The sequence below is a fragment of the Flavobacterium commune genome, assembly GCF_001857965.1.
Lineage (GTDB): Bacteria > Bacteroidota > Bacteroidia > Flavobacteriales > Flavobacteriaceae > Flavobacterium > Flavobacterium commune.
The window spans coordinates 3,076,036-3,090,484 of the sequence record NZ_CP017774.1 but is presented as its reverse complement, the minus strand read 5'-3'; the positions used below and the strand labels follow the sequence as shown (position 1 = coordinate 3,090,484).

The window sequence follows — 14,449 nt, the reverse complement described above, 5'->3', positions numbered from 1 at the left end:
CTCTGAAATTTATTTTTTGGCGGTCATAGTTTCATACAGCTTGTTCAATAACTCTTGCTTGTTGTCTAAACTGTATTCCCAAAACATAGCACCGCCTAGTTTTTTTTGTTTGATAAATGCTGATTTTAAGGCAATTTCTCTTGGCGTTTCATAAGAAATAAAAATCTTGTCCTGTGCATTCCATAAATAGGAAGCTTTTGCCGAATCATCATATAATTCCTGAAATTTTCCTGATTTCATATCGGCTGCAATTTCCCAGGATGCCACAATAGCGCTTCCTGTTTGAGCGGATTGGTATAAACCATTATTTGTTGGTACAACTTTCTCCCATTTTCTTCCATAAAAAGGAATTCCTAAAATAAGTTTGTTTGCAGGAACGCCTGCTTTTAAAAATAAATCTACTGATTGACTACTACTGTTTCCTCCAAATTTTTCTTCTTTAGACGGATATAAATTAGCATGATGTCCGGTTTGAAAAAACCAACCGTTATAAAAATCGTAACACATTAGGTTTATAAAATCCAGATACTGATGCGCCTTTTTTAAATCGGTATGGTTCAAATATTCCTGATCTGCTCCTGCGGCAATGGTTAGTAAATAATGGGTATTATCTGCTTTCGTTTGAATTTCTAATTGATTGCTCAATTCAGCCAACAACAAAGTAAAATTTTCTTTATCCGAAGGTCTAAAAACATTATCCTCTGCACGTTGTCCTGGAAATTCCCAGTCGATATCAATGCCGTCAAAACCATACGATTTCATTAATTTCACAGCACTTTTAGCAAATTTTTCTCTGGATTCAGCATAAGCCGCAATATTCGAAAATTGGTCTGACCAAACCCAGCCACCAATAGAGTACAATACTTTTAAATCAGGATTTTGCTTTTTAAGCCCTATTACGCTTTCGATTTTTGCCTTATCGGTAGCCAACTCAAATTGTACATTCCCATCAACAATATTGGCAAATGCATAATTAATGTGTGTCAATTTAGTGGCATCTACTTTTGCTGGATCAAATTTTTCGTAACCAGCAACATATCCAATTATTTTAAAATCGTCTTTCGATTGATTTTCTTTTTTTCCCAATGAAGCACAAGCCAGAAATAAGCTAGTAATTAGGATTAAAAAAACGGATTTGGTTGCTGTATTGTTCTGTTTCAATTGAATCATTGGTATGAATTGGTATTAATAATTTGTCTAATTTTTTACTTTAAAAACCGACCGTCTTCTTTAATAGTCACTATTTTATTGGAAAAAGGACTCTTTACGGAAATAGTATATCCTGTTTTGTAATTTTCTAAAACGGGTTTTATTGTTTTTCCGTCAATGACAATAGGACTTTTACTCAATAATTCTAATGATTTAGCCCAAGTGTTGTTTTTTTGATAATATCTTTTTTGTGCACGATACAGTGTGTACAATTCCCATTTTACTTTTTCATCTTGTGGAATGGTAAATATATCTTTTCCTTCTTTCGAAGAAAAATAAACATAACCCCATTTTTCAGGTTCGTGCATGTTGATTACCCCTTGCGGAGACCAAACCCAATTGTATTCAGGCAAAAATTTTCCAGCGGCATCTTTCTTCCTTTCGTATTTGCCATTGATAATATCATGTTGCCAATTGACTCTCGAGAAATTGACTCTCCAAAAATTATCTCTTGGTACATTGTCCTCTCCGTACGATTTTTGATAGGCAGCCCACGGAATCGCAATTTCCAGCATCCAGCCTTCATCGGTATCGTTTGGATTATTTAAAGTGCCGCTTATCTTAACCGCCGATTGCAACCCTGTAATATTCCAATCGTTTAAAACCACAAGATCATTTTCTCTGTAAGGTTTTGATAAAAATAAATCCCAGACGGTATTTAAGGCGTTGATTTCTAATTCGTAATAATTAAAAGTATCGCCATCTGGATCGATAAAAACTTCAAAATCGTTATTGTAAAAAATAATAGTATCGCGCTGTTTTAAGTTTGCCCAAACATGTGGTTCCTGCATTTTAGCCAAAATGTAATAATTGGTCTCATCCCAAAGCATTTTTACTTGTGTATTGTACTTTGGTTTTTGTACGCCTTCGATATCGATAAAAGCATCTGACCAATCTACTTTAGACCAGGAAGCATCCGAATCGTCGCCATCTACTACAATTTTATCGATAGTTTTATAAGCTACATACGTTTTTGGCACCATTCCTTTTTTGGATTGGGTAAAACCAATTACAGAAATTAATCCGAATACAAGGGCTAAGTATTTCATTTTTACAACCATACTTTTTTATAAACTGTTCTCTTTTGTAAATTTGATCACTTCACTTAATTTTCCAAAAGCAATTGCTACCGCTGTATCTGCTGCACCGTAATATACGGCTAATTTATCTTCTTTTGCATCATGCAAAGCGGCACATGGAAAAACTACATTTGGAACATCTCCTACCATTTCATAAATTTCTGCTGGTCCTAATAAATACGGCTGTGTTCTGTATTTAACCTGGTCTGGTGAATCAACATCTAAAAGTGCTGACCCCATGGCGTAACGAAAACCATTACAAGTGTTAATTACACCGTGATAAATCATCAGCCAGCCTTCATCGGTAAGAATTGGAATTGGGCCTGCTCCTACTTTGGTACACTGCCAGGCACTTTGTTCAAAAGGACTTGGTTTCATAACCAAACGATGTTCGCCCCAATATTTCATATCCGGACTGTAACTAATCCAAATATCTCCAAAAGGCGTGTGTCCGTTATCACTTGGACGGCTTAACATCGCATATTTTCCATTTATTTTTTGTGGAAACAAAACACCATTTCTATTGAAAGGTAAAAAAGCATTTTCGCATTGAAAAAATTCTACGAAATCGAAAGTGTATCCAATACCAATTGTTGGTCCGTTGTAACCGTTACACCAGGTTATCCAATAACGATCTTCGATAAAAACCACGCGAGGATCATATTTATAAGCTGATTCAATCATTTCAGTATTTCCAGATTGCATTACAATAGGTTCGTGATTGATCTCCCAATTGATTCCATCTTTACTAAAACCAGCAAAAATATTCATTTGAACCGCTTTGTTATCACATCTAAAAACACCTGCAAATCCGTCTTTAAAAGGAACAACTGCACTATTAAAAATACTATTTGATGATGGTATTGCGTATCTGTCAATAATTGGATTTTCAGAATATCTCCACATTACATCGTTACTGTTTTCGGGTCTATCTTGCCAGGGAATTGTACTCATTTTTTTGTTTTTTGTTTATTATTTTTGTTTGGATTCATTTGGGTGTATTTTATTTAAAAAAATGATACATCCAAGGAACCGTTTTTAGGGTTTGTTATTTTTTATACCAAAATGCAATTCTCTGCATTAATCTTCTATTCTTCGAACTTTATCCAGCCAGGTGAATTTTAATATTGTAGTCGTTACTAAAAACACAATTAAGGCTGCGGTTGCTTTTGGATAATCTCTGATGATAAAGAATATTGGAAGTAAAATCATACTCGACTGCCATACAATTCCAATCACACAATTCAACATATCTTTCCAGAAATCATTATTTTTTTCGAAAGACTGATCTTCTATTTTTAAGGTTTTGTAAACCGGATTCCACCAACCCCAAGGTCTTACATTGGTATAAAAAGATTGCAATACTTCCATATCTGTTGGTTTACTTAAAAAAGTTCCTAAAAGACAACCCAAAATAGAGAAACCGAATATTATTGGAAATAGATAAATGGCTTGTACTTGTGCTAAATCGTATAAAAATGAACCTTCGGAGAAACTTCCTTTGGCCTGACCTAAAGCAAATTGTAAAGAAGCTACAACCAATCCAGCGAACATTCCCCAAAAATATCCCCAGCCGTTAAAACGCCACCAAATCCATTTCAAAAAATTGGCTGCGACATAACCTCCGTACAAAGCACTGGTAATCCAAAGTGTTAAAGAATTAATAGAATCAGCAAAGAATCCCATGAAAACGCCTAAACCAACTACAAGGAAAGAAGAAATCTGACTTACCTTAATGTAATGCTCATTTGTAGCAACGGGTTTGAAATATTTTTTATAAATATCATTTACAATATAAGCCGGTCCAGCGTTTACGAATGCGGAGAATCCAGACATAAAAGCAGCTAATAATCCTGCCAATAAAATTCCTTTGATTCCAACAGGAATGTATAAATTGACCACTTTAGGCATTAATAATTCTAAATCAGCTCCGGTTAATCCAGTATTGGCATTCAATTCGGGTGCTAGATTTACTAACGCAATAACTACAATTCCTGTAATTAATAAATACCTTGGAATAAATAAAATCAGATTGGTAAAACCGCTCATATAAGCCGCTTCTTTAACTGATTTTGTCGAAAGAATTCGTTGCAAATCGTAACTCGGTGTTGGCCCTGCAATACTGGCAAAAAATCCTTTGAATAAGGTCATTCCAATAAAAGCACCAAACATTTTATACCCTTCTGAATCTATTAAATTATTGAAGGTTTGGAATTTATCACTCCACTGGGTTTCAAATTGCCAGCCGAAGAAAACATTTTTCCATTCTTCGGTAATAACTGAATTGATCTGAACATCAGTATAATTGATAAAGGCATAACCCGCTATTAAAACTCCGGCAACAATCATAATCAAATATTGAACGACTTCGGTGGCTACCACCGAAAACATTCCACCTTTTACGGTATAAATTGTTGTTAAAAGAATAATGATTAAAGCATAAGAACGCTCGGATGTCAGTAAAATTAAATCACCAGAATGAAGCGTTAAATCCCAGGGAAGAATAATGGTTACGAACTTTCCAATTCCTTCAAAAAAGTAAGCGATAAATCCAATAGTAGAAATAATGGCAAAAATGGCAACAATAATATGTGATGCTTTACCGGCTTTGTCACTTCCAAAACGGGTTAAAATCCATTCCGAACCGGTCATCACTTTTGATCTTCTGATCCAGACTGCCAAGAACATCATGACAAAAATCTGATTCCATATTGGCCAAAGCCACATGAACATAAAACTTTTTACTCCGTACAAAAACAATACTCCAATCATCCAGGAAGTTCCCGAAACATCAAACATTCCCGAGCCATTGCTCAAGCCTAAAAAATACCATTTGATTGTTTTTCCGCCAAGAAAATAGTCATCCAAACCTTTTGATGCTTTTCTTGAAATCCAAATTCCTATTCCTACCGAGAGTAGAATATATGCTACTATGATTGATACGTCGATAATGTCCATTAATCTTATTTATTAGTTAGTTATTTTTTAATCCCCAGTTTTTATTTGGTTCCGATCCCATAACAAAATGAAGCGTTCCACCCCGCAAAAGTTGTTGATGTGAGATTGCTGTTTTATTAAAAGGAACACCATTAAGGGTTGCTGACTGAATGTAAAAATTCTTGTTGGAAACATTTTGAGCTTCAATAACAAAAGTTTTTCCTCCCTGAAGTTGGATGGTTGTTTTTTCAAAAATAGGACTTCCTATTTCGTATTCGCCCGAAGCGGGATTCATAGGATACAATCCCATAGAACTAAAAATATACCAAGCTGACATTTGTCCGCAATCCTCATTTCCACTTAAACCGTTTGGCGTTGTATTGTATTGGGTATCTAAAATATGGCGTGCCCAATATTGCGCTCTCCAAGGCTGATTAGCATGATTGAACATATAAGCAATATGGTGACTCGGCTCGTTTCCGTGTGCATATTGACCAATTAATCCTGAAATATCTGCCGAAATATTGTTTCCTGTAATTTCTGAACTTTCGATGAATAACTGTTCTAAACGTTTTGCAAAAACTTGTTTACTTCCATGCAGCGAAATAAATTCATCTACATTATGAGGCACAAACCAGCTGTGTTGCCAGGCATTACCTTCGGTATAATCGGTATGTTCTCTGTGGTTGGAATGTTTGGGATCAAAAGGTTCGTTCCATGATTTTCCGTCTGCTGATTTTCCGCGCATGAATCCTGTTTTCGAATCAAATAAATGCTGATAGGCTTTAGAACGATTTAGAAAAAACTGATAATCGGCTTCTTTGCCTAATGCTTTTGCCATTTGCGCTACACACCAGTCATCATAAGCATATTCTAAAGTTATAGTAACCGATTCGTCTAATAAATTATAAGGAATAAAACCGTACTGTTTGTAGAAATTCAAACCACGTTCGTCTTGCATCATCGTGGTTTTCATTGCCTGATATGCTTTTTCGGCATCAAAACCTTTAATTCCGTTTTTGTAAGCGTTTAAAATTACAGGAATCGAATGATAACCAGTCATGGTATTGGTTTCATTAGCATATAAAGTCCAAACGGGTAATATTTTTTTGGTTTCATAATATGCCAACATTGAATTGACCATACCCGAAACTCTGTCGGGAGCCAATAAAGTCAACAAAGGATTTTCGGCTCTAAAAGTATCCCAAAGCGACAAAGTAGAATAGGTCGTATTATTTTTATCGGTTACAATTTGATCATTTTCTTTTCTAAACTGACCATTTTTATCGCTATACGTTACAGGTGCTAATTGGGCATGATACATAGCGGTGTAAAAAATAGTTTTCAATGAATCTACAGGAGTTTCTACTTTTATAGTCGATAAAGCCGTATTCCAAGCTGTTGCTGCTGCTGATTTTACTTTTTCGAAATTAAAATTACTCTGGTCTAAATTGTCTTTGGCATTAGCCACACTCACAGATGACAAGGCTATTTTTACGCCTAATTCAGTAGTGTTTTTTTCGTCAAAAAATAACTGTGCGGCAGTTCGTTCTCCTTTTACAGCATTTGATATTATTAATTTTCCATCGGCAGTTAAATCGTGACTGTAAATAGGTTTTGAAAACTCGGCTACAAAAAACACTTTCTGATTTGCTGCCCATCCTTTGCTGTAACGATAACCACTTATAGTTGTTTGATTTTCTATTGTAATCCCCGACTCTGTAGCCTTATCCCAATTAATGGCAAAACCCAAATCAATAATTACGGATTGTTTGTCATTTTTAGTGAAAGTATATTTATGAAAAGCAGTACGTTCAGACGAAGTTAATTCTACATTAATTTTAGGATCATTTAGAAATACCTGATAATATCCTGGACTTGCTTTTTCGTTGTCATGATTGTATCCTGATTTATAAGGAAGTGAATCACGAGAAGTAACTTTAGTAGTTAAATCTACTTTTTTATTGATTGGCATGAAAAGAATATCAGCCAAGTCGCCAATTCCTGTTCCGCTTAAATGTAATTGGCTAAAACCAGCAACAACAGAATCAGAATAATGATAACCCGAACACCAATCCCAACTGGAGATACCGTTATCCGGACTGGGCTGAAGCATTCCAAAAGGAACAGTTGCTCCGGGATAAGTATGTCCATGCCCGCCTGTCCCAATAAAAGGGTCAACATAATTTATTAAATCTTCATTGTTACTGTTAATTTTGTCACTGTTTGACTTACAATTCGAGAGCAAAACCGCAGTTAAAACAACCAAAGCAATATTCTTCATAAACGATATTCTTATATTTAACATTAAATTTATATAAATTTGACCGCAGTCTAAATATTTTTAGACGGACAACAAAAAAACAAAGCTAAACACCACAAAAAAGGTGTAAGAAACCTAAAATCCCTACAATGATCTTCAATTCAAACAAGTTTCACAAAATCCCATTGCATTACCATATTATCTTTTGGTCAATCTACTTTGTATTTAATACTTTTAGATGGGGAAGTTATTTTAATGATTATGTGTATTCGTTAAAATCTAATTTACTAGGGTTTCCTATTCACATGACTTTATGTTATTTGAATATTTTAGTGCTCATGCCTAATTTAGTCTATAAAAAAAGATACCTTACCTATGTTATAGTGCTGTTAGTTGCCTTGTTTAGCATGGTGCTTATAAAATTTAATCTTACATATTTATTAATAAGCCGCAATGTATGGCCTGAAGGTCCGGAACACGTAGATAAGTTATCGCTGAACTACACTATCGATATGATGATAGGCGAACTTTATGTTATTACTTTTGTAACGGCTATCAAAATCACTTTAGACTTTATCAAAGAACATAAACGAGTAACTGATTTAGAAAAATCAAATCTTGAAACCGAATTACTCTTTTTAAAATCACAAATTTCTCCGCATTTTTTCTTTAATACACTGAATAATATTTACTCGTTATCGGTTGAAAAATCGAATAAGACACCAAGAATCATTCTGAAGTTATCCGAATTAATGCGCTACATGCTTTATGAAACACAGAGCAAAAAGCAAACTTTAGAAAACGAAATTCTTTGTATCCAAAATTATCTGGATTTAGAACGAATACGTCATGATGAAAGACTGGAAGTCAATATGTATATTTCTGGCGATATTCAGGATAAGGAAATTTCGCCAATGTTATTACTCACATTTATCGAAAATTCTTTCAAGCACGGTGTCAATAAAAATGTGGGACATGTTAAAATAGATATCAATTTTAAGATTAAAGAAGATTTTCTTTATTTTTCGGTTTCCAACCCTATGCCTACTATAACCGAGCACGTTGATAATTTTAACAAGTCAAGTGGTATAGGAATTGAAAATGTTAAAAAAAGACTCGAATTAGGGTACAACAAAAACGATTATAAGCTGTCAATTAAAAATAAAAACAATATTTTTGTGATTAAGCTTAAAATTAGAGTTTCCTGAAAAACTTATTTTCTCCCTCCTTTTTTACAATTGTTTTGACTCTTAAAAAAATTATATAAAAAATGAAAATCAAATGTCTAATAATAGATGATGAGCCATTAGCAATTAATGTAATAAAAAACTACATCGAACAAATTGAAGATTTAGAATTAATCAATTCATTCAGTAATTCCATTGAAGGTTTAAATTTTTTAAAAAACAACAGTGTTGATGTTATTTTTCTCGATATTAACATGCCCGTTTTAGATGGAATTAATTTTATTAAAAGTCTGGAAAATCCACCGCTACTTATCATCACAAGTGCCTATGACGAATTTGCAATAGAAACCTATGAATTAGATGTTCTGGATTATTTAGTCAAACCTATAGAATTTCCAAGGTTGATGAAAGCCGTGAATAAAATCAACAAAAGACTTGATACTACACATAAAACCCCTCAGGAAAACAGTAAAGATCATCCATTTATTTTTGTGAAAATTGACAAAAAGAAAATGAAAAAAATATTTTTAGACGAAATATTAGTCATCGAAAGTCTAAAAGATTACCTAAAAATAAACACTACTTCAGGCAAATACATCATCCACAGCACCTTATCTGATTTTACTAGTTTATTACCCGAAAGAGATTTTATCAGAATACACCGCTCTTATACTGTAGCTATTGATAAAATTGATGCTGTAGAAGGAAATAGCATCGAAATTGAAGGTTTAAGGTACGTTATAGGAAGATCTTATATTGATGAAGTAAAACAAAGAATATTAAATTCGGCTATTTAATACCGATTTTATAAATTCCATCTATTGGCTTTAACCAAATAATATAACCTTTGGCTAAAGCCAATTTAGCATAAAACCTAAACTCTGTTGACTAAAGTCAACGGCTATTAAAAACAAAAAATGCAACCTTTTCAGATTGCATTTTTATATTGGTAACTTAGTAAATAACCAAAAATAAACTAAATTACACTTTTCACCAACTTAACTTTTATATTAAAAATGATAACGCTTAAACGCTTCAATAGCAGCATATTCCGCTAATCCTAAATCATTGTATTTTTTTGCTGTTGCTCTGTTTCTGTCTTCGGCACGAACCCAAAATTCTCTGCTGTCATCCCCTTGAAACATAACACCATCTTTTTGAGATTGGTGGTAAAAAATAGCATGACGCTTTTTAAGCACCTGATCCGGACTCATAGGTACTGCCATTTCTATATGATAGGTTTCCCATTCGTGCCAGGCTCCACGGTACAACCAAACCCAACAATCATCCATATAACTATGGTGTTTCAATCGTTTTAAAGCTTCAAACAAACTATCCAAACAAACTTTGTGCGTTCCGTGTGGATCGGCTAAATCCCCAGCTGCATAAATTTGATGTGGCTTAATGTCTTCAATAAGATCACACATGATTTTTATATCGGCATCTGTAAGATTTCCTTTTTTTACCGTTCCGGTTTCATAAAAAGGTAAATCTAAAAAGTGAACATTAGCATCCGGAACTCCTAAATATCGGGTTGCTCCCAGAGATTCACTTCTTCTGATTAAGCCTTTTAATTTTCGAACTTCGACCGAATCAATATCATTTTTTCCTTTATTTTTCAAAAAATTAATAATACTATCTGATTCACTTGATAATGAATTTAAAACTGTCGAAACTTCGGCAAATTTCAACGCTTCCTCATTAGAAACAGCTATATTTCCTGAGGTTTGATAAGCAATATGTACCTCATGTCCCTGTTCTACCAGCCTGTCAAAAGTTCCTCCCATCGAAATCACATCATCATCAGGATGTGGGCTAAAGATAATCACTCTCTTTTTTGAAGGATTAGAACGTTCCGGTCTATTGGTATCATCGGCATCCGGTTTTCCTCCCGGCCAGCCTGTAATGGTATGCTGCAATTGGTTGAACATTTTAATATTCAAATTATAGGCCGTTCCTTCTTCTGCTAATAAACCTGACATTCCGTTGTCATTATAATCTTTGTCTGTTAATTTCAAAATTGGTTTTGTTGTCAATTCGCTCAACCATACTACAGCTTTTAATTTTAATTCTTCTGTCCAAATGCAGGATTTAACTAACCATGGTGTTTTTACTCTGGTTAATTCAGATGAAGCTTCGCTGTCTAAAACAAAAGTTGTATTGCTATGCTCCTGCAAATAAGTTGCCGGCACCTGAGATGAAACTTCTCCTTCAATAGTACTTTTTAAAATATCAGCCTTACTGATTCCCCAAGCCAAAAGCACTATTCTTTTAGCAGCTCTTACTGTACCAATTCCCATAGTAATGGCTTTCCTGGGTACATTATCAATCCCTAAAAATGCCGGAGCAGCATCAACACGGGTTAAATGATCCAGTGTAATACTTCGCGTTCCTGAGTTAATATGCGAACCTGGTTCATTAAATCCAATGTGTCCCGTTCTACCAATTCCTAGCAACTGAAAATCCAATCCTCCATAAGATTTAATCTTCATTTCATAATCAATACAATATTGTTGTAGTTCTTCGCTGTTTACATTTCCGTCGGGAATATTAATATTTTCCGGAAGAATGTTTACATGATTAAAAAGGTGCTCATGCATAAAATGGTGGTAACTCTGAATATTATTTTTATCCATAGGATAATATTCATCTAAGTTAAAAGTAACCACATTGGCAAAACTCAAACCTTCTTCTTTGTGTAATCTAACCAGTTCCTCATACACTTTTATGGGCGAAGATCCTGTTGCTAATCCCAAAATACAAGGTTCCCCTAATTCTTCTTTTCTCTGAATTAAGTTGGCTATTTCATGTGCTACTAATACGGAAGCTTCTTTAGAGGAATCAAAAATTACATTGTGAATTTTCTCAAAACGTGTTTCTTCAAACTTTCCGGCTTCTCTATAACTTATACCTTCTTTTATCATTTTAACAGTCATTGGTTTATTATTATAGGATAAAATTAAAACTTTAGTATTGGCTAGAATTAAAAATTCGACTAATAACTATTGGTCTTCGCCAAAAGACATAATTGCAAACGTAAAGTTCTGTTCAAATCCACTATTACAATCAAAAGGAAGCTTGTACTTAGGACACGAAAGACCGTATCAGGCTGTCCGAAGCTTATAAAAGGCTGTTCGGAGCTCGGGGGAGGGCATTATTTTTGCTTCGGACGCCATATTTTACTGGACTTAACGTAAAAACAGCATAAATAAGCAACAAAATTAAAATCCCACTTTGTAAGTATTATTTTCTATATTTGAAAAAAGAATAAACGCTGACGTTTATCAGACAAAGCTACCCAAATACGGGTGTATAAGTCTGACAACGTCAGTAGTTATATACAAGTTAGCTGTGATTTTACCGAAACACTGTTCCAAACCTCACAGAAAAACAATTTGAACTTTACAGAAAAACAATATCATTGAAGCTGTTTTAATTTTGTTAAATAATTTTAAAATAGAATAAAATGGCAAAGACAGTAATTATCACAGGTGGAACAACAGGTATTGGCAAAGCAACAGCTCTACATTTTGCAAAAAATGGATACAATGTTGTTATTACAAGTAGAAATGCGAACAAAGAAACGGAAGTTTTGGAAGAATTTAAAAAAGAAGGTGCAGAGGTAACTTTCTTTCCTTTAGATGTAACGCGTGAAGAACAAGTTAAAAACGTAATTGACAAAACGGTTGAAAAATTTGGAAAATTAGATTCTATCGTAAACAATTCAGGAGTTTCTTTAGGGAATGCTTTATTGGCTGATACAGAATCGGACGAACTGAAACAAATGCTGGAAACTAATGTAATGGGTGTTTATTACGGAATGAAACACGCCATTAATACAATGTTGAAAACAGGTGGCGGAACTATCGTAAACCTTGCTTCCATAGCAGGTTTGAATGGATTGGTAAGCACGGCTCAATACAACGCTTCAAAACACGCCGTTGTTGGTTTAACCAAAGGTGGTGCATTGGATTATGCTACCAAAAATATTCGTATAAATGCAGTTGCACCAGGAGCAATTAAAACCGATATTTTGAAAAATGCAATTGCTTCGGGAACTTATGATGTTTCGGGAATTGAAGCATTGCACCCAATGAAACGTTTAGGTGAAGTAGAAGATATTGCAAAAGGAATTTTCTTTTTGGCTTCAGACGAAAATCCTTTTATGACGGGAACTGTATTGAGTATTGACGGTGGCTATAATGCAAAATAATCAAAATAAATAAATCCCTAAATTGGCTGTCTAAAAAGAGACAGCCTTTTCTATTTAAAAAATTAATAAAAATGGATATAATGCAAAACACTATAAATTGGTATAACGGAGAAATATTTGAGGGAAAATTTATCCTCGGATTTGGATTTTTCTTAATCTTAACGGCTTTACTATTTTACTTTTTAGGGAATACGCCAACCGCAAAAGCATTGCTGATTCCAATGTTGGTTATAGGTATATTTTTTTCTATAACAGGTGCAAATATGATTCGTTCCAACGGAAAACAAAAGCAAGAAATTGCGAAAAAATATGAGCAAAACCCAAAAGAATTTATAAATGCCGAAATTAAACGTGTAGATGATTTTCAATATTTATACCCAATGTCTATCGCTATTAGTTTGGCTTGTTTTCTCATAGCCATTGCCCTGCTTTATCTTACACAAAATGTCCATTTAAAAGCAATCGCCATTTCATTAATCTTATTTGGGATGGCTTTTGCTGTAATCGATTATTTTTCAAAAGAAAGAGCGACAATTTATTACGAACAATTAAAATCATAATTCTGAAATAATGATTGAAGATAGAATCCGAATTAATATTTTGTTTTCTTGCACATCGCAAGAGAAAAAAAATTTTGATCCTTTTGTTCAAGACCACGCTTTGGTCTGCGTTCTAAACGGAAAAATGATAATTAACGACGGCATAGAAACCTTTCAGTATAACAAAGGCGATATTGGTTTTGTATCAAAAAATCAATTAGTAAAAACCCAAAAAATCCCTCAAGACAATAAACCCTTTATGAGTATCAGCATTTTTTTACCCAAAGAAACGTTGTATAATTATTCAAAAGAACACCATATTTTACCAAAAGGAAATTATTTAGGAAAACCTAATTTTATATTTCAACCCGACCCATTTTTAAAAGGGTTTTTCAATTCTATGCTTCCTTATTTTGAAAATCAAGAGGCACTCACCAATAATTTAGCGACTATTAAAACTTTTGAAATTATTGAACTTTTGCTTCGGTATACCACAATTCAAAATTTACTTTTCAATTTTGAAGACGATTTTAAAATTGACTTGGAAGCGTATATGAACAAAAATTATATGCACAATATTCCGTTGGCGCAATTTGCAAAACTCACAGGTAGGAGTATTTCAACATTTAAAAGAGATTTCCAAGAAATTTTCAATCAAACCCCTAACAAATGGCTTATCAAAAAGCGATTAGATTTAGCCCACTTTTTAATATCAAAACAAGGCAAAAAGCCCAATGAAATTTATGACGATGTTGGCTTCGTAAATTTTTCACATTTTTCAAGAAGTTTCAAAGCTGAATTTGGAATAAATCCTTCAGAAATAGAAAAAAACCACAGCTAACAAGGGTTTTACAATAGTGGGGCGAAACTGCAAAGTTGAAAAGTTGTTCTTCGGTTCAACTTTTGTGCAAAATTGAAGATTTGTGCTTCGATTGCCCCACCATCGCAAAGCCCCGAAACGTTAGCATTTTTAAATTATTTCTGTGGTAATCAGTTAAAATCCGTTTAACCTGCCTGTCGGC

At 33.9% G+C, this 14,449-nt stretch carries 12 protein-coding genes; 6 read left to right on the top strand and 6 right to left on the bottom strand.

Annotated elements, in window-relative coordinates:
* Positions 1-9: 9 nt before the first annotated feature.
* From BIW12_RS12910 to BIW12_RS12890, 5 genes are all read right to left on the bottom strand, one after another.
* Positions 10-1,170 carry a glycoside hydrolase family 18 protein gene (locus BIW12_RS12910; RefSeq protein WP_071185492.1) on the bottom strand — a complete coding sequence of 387 codons (1,161 nt, stop codon included), beginning with the start codon at positions 1,168-1,170 and terminating at the stop codon, positions 10-12.
* A gap of 35 nt (positions 1,171-1,205) precedes the next feature.
* The gene (locus BIW12_RS12905; protein ID WP_317040836.1) at positions 1,206-2,258 is read right to left on the bottom strand and encodes a carbohydrate-binding family 9-like protein; all 1,053 of its coding nucleotides are present in this window, start codon (positions 2,256-2,258) and stop codon (positions 1,206-1,208) included.
* Between the two features lie 18 nt (positions 2,259-2,276).
* Positions 2,277-3,242 (bottom strand): glycoside hydrolase family 130 protein, encoded by a 966-nt coding sequence (locus BIW12_RS12900; RefSeq protein WP_071185490.1) that lies wholly within the window; start codon positions 3,240-3,242, stop codon positions 2,277-2,279.
* Between the two features lie 126 nt (positions 3,243-3,368).
* On the bottom strand, positions 3,369-5,246 hold the full coding sequence (locus BIW12_RS12895; RefSeq protein WP_071185489.1) for a sodium:solute symporter family protein: 1,878 nt from the start codon (positions 5,244-5,246) through the stop codon (positions 3,369-3,371).
* 16 nt (positions 5,247-5,262) lie between these two features.
* Positions 5,263-7,509 carry a GH92 family glycosyl hydrolase gene (locus BIW12_RS12890; protein WP_071185488.1) on the bottom strand — a complete coding sequence of 749 codons (2,247 nt, stop codon included), beginning with the start codon at positions 7,507-7,509 and terminating at the stop codon, positions 5,263-5,265.
* A gap of 128 nt (positions 7,510-7,637) precedes the next feature.
* Between BIW12_RS12890 and BIW12_RS12885 the strand changes: the two genes are divergently transcribed.
* Both BIW12_RS12885 and BIW12_RS12880 read left to right on the top strand, forming a co-directional pair.
* The gene (locus tag BIW12_RS12885) at positions 7,638-8,696 is read left to right on the top strand and encodes a sensor histidine kinase (protein ID WP_071185487.1); all 1,059 of its coding nucleotides are present in this window, start codon (positions 7,638-7,640) and stop codon (positions 8,694-8,696) included.
* A gap of 62 nt (positions 8,697-8,758) precedes the next feature.
* The gene (locus BIW12_RS12880) at positions 8,759-9,472 is read left to right on the top strand and encodes a LytR/AlgR family response regulator transcription factor (protein ID WP_071185486.1); all 714 of its coding nucleotides are present in this window, start codon (positions 8,759-8,761) and stop codon (positions 9,470-9,472) included.
* Positions 9,473-9,685: 213 nt separating this feature from the next.
* Here the strand turns inward: BIW12_RS12880 and nagB are convergent, their stop codons facing one another.
* The gene (nagB, locus tag BIW12_RS12875) at positions 9,686-11,599 is read right to left on the bottom strand and encodes a glucosamine-6-phosphate deaminase (protein WP_071186408.1); all 1,914 of its coding nucleotides are present in this window, start codon (positions 11,597-11,599) and stop codon (positions 9,686-9,688) included.
* A gap of 49 nt (positions 11,600-11,648) precedes the next feature.
* Here nagB and BIW12_RS16380 point away from each other — a divergent pair, with 49 nt between their 5' ends.
* The 4 genes from BIW12_RS16380 to BIW12_RS12860 all read left to right on the top strand — a co-directional run bounded on the left by BIW12_RS16380 (position 11,649) and on the right by BIW12_RS12860 (position 14,268).
* A complete protein-coding gene (locus BIW12_RS16380) occupies positions 11,649-11,801 on the top strand; it encodes a hypothetical protein (protein WP_157499551.1) in 153 nt (50 codons plus the stop codon).
* A gap of 340 nt (positions 11,802-12,141) precedes the next feature.
* Positions 12,142-12,888, top strand: coding sequence for an SDR family NAD(P)-dependent oxidoreductase (locus BIW12_RS12870; RefSeq protein WP_071185485.1), 747 nt, complete (start codon positions 12,142-12,144; stop codon positions 12,886-12,888).
* A 71-nt stretch (positions 12,889-12,959) separates the two neighbouring features.
* On the top strand, positions 12,960-13,448 hold the full coding sequence (locus BIW12_RS12865; protein WP_071185484.1) for a manganese efflux pump: 489 nt from the start codon (positions 12,960-12,962) through the stop codon (positions 13,446-13,448).
* A 10-nt stretch (positions 13,449-13,458) separates the two neighbouring features.
* Positions 13,459-14,268 carry a helix-turn-helix domain-containing protein gene (locus BIW12_RS12860; protein WP_071185483.1) on the top strand — a complete coding sequence of 270 codons (810 nt, stop codon included), beginning with the start codon at positions 13,459-13,461 and terminating at the stop codon, positions 14,266-14,268.
* Positions 14,269-14,449: the final 181 nt, after the last annotated feature.

Bases quoted from the DNA above. Each gene is read 5' to 3' on its own strand.
- BIW12_RS12880 (WP_071185486.1), top strand. From the start codon at position 8,759: ATGAAAATCAAATGTCTAATAATAGATGATGAGCCATTAGCAATTAAT.
- BIW12_RS12890 (WP_071185488.1), bottom strand. From the start codon at position 7,509: ATGAAGAATATTGCTTTGGTTGTTTTAACTGCGGTTTTGCTCTCGAAT.
- BIW12_RS12895 (WP_071185489.1), bottom strand. From the start codon at position 5,246: ATGGACATTATCGACGTATCAATCATAGTAGCATATATTCTACTCTCG.
- BIW12_RS12865 (WP_071185484.1), top strand. From the start codon at position 12,960: ATGGATATAATGCAAAACACTATAAATTGGTATAACGGAGAAATATTT.
- BIW12_RS12860 (WP_071185483.1), top strand. From the start codon at position 13,459: ATGATTGAAGATAGAATCCGAATTAATATTTTGTTTTCTTGCACATCG.
- BIW12_RS12885 (WP_071185487.1), top strand. From the start codon at position 7,638: ATGATCTTCAATTCAAACAAGTTTCACAAAATCCCATTGCATTACCAT.
- BIW12_RS12900 (WP_071185490.1), bottom strand. From the start codon at position 3,242: ATGAGTACAATTCCCTGGCAAGATAGACCCGAAAACAGTAACGATGTA.
- BIW12_RS12910 (WP_071185492.1), bottom strand. From the start codon at position 1,170: ATGATTCAATTGAAACAGAACAATACAGCAACCAAATCCGTTTTTTTA.
- BIW12_RS12905 (WP_317040836.1), bottom strand. From the start codon at position 2,258: ATGAAATACTTAGCCCTTGTATTCGGATTAATTTCTGTAATTGGTTTT.
- nagB (WP_071186408.1), bottom strand. From the start codon at position 11,599: ATGATAAAAGAAGGTATAAGTTATAGAGAAGCCGGAAAGTTTGAAGAA.
- BIW12_RS12870 (WP_071185485.1), top strand. From the start codon at position 12,142: ATGGCAAAGACAGTAATTATCACAGGTGGAACAACAGGTATTGGCAAA.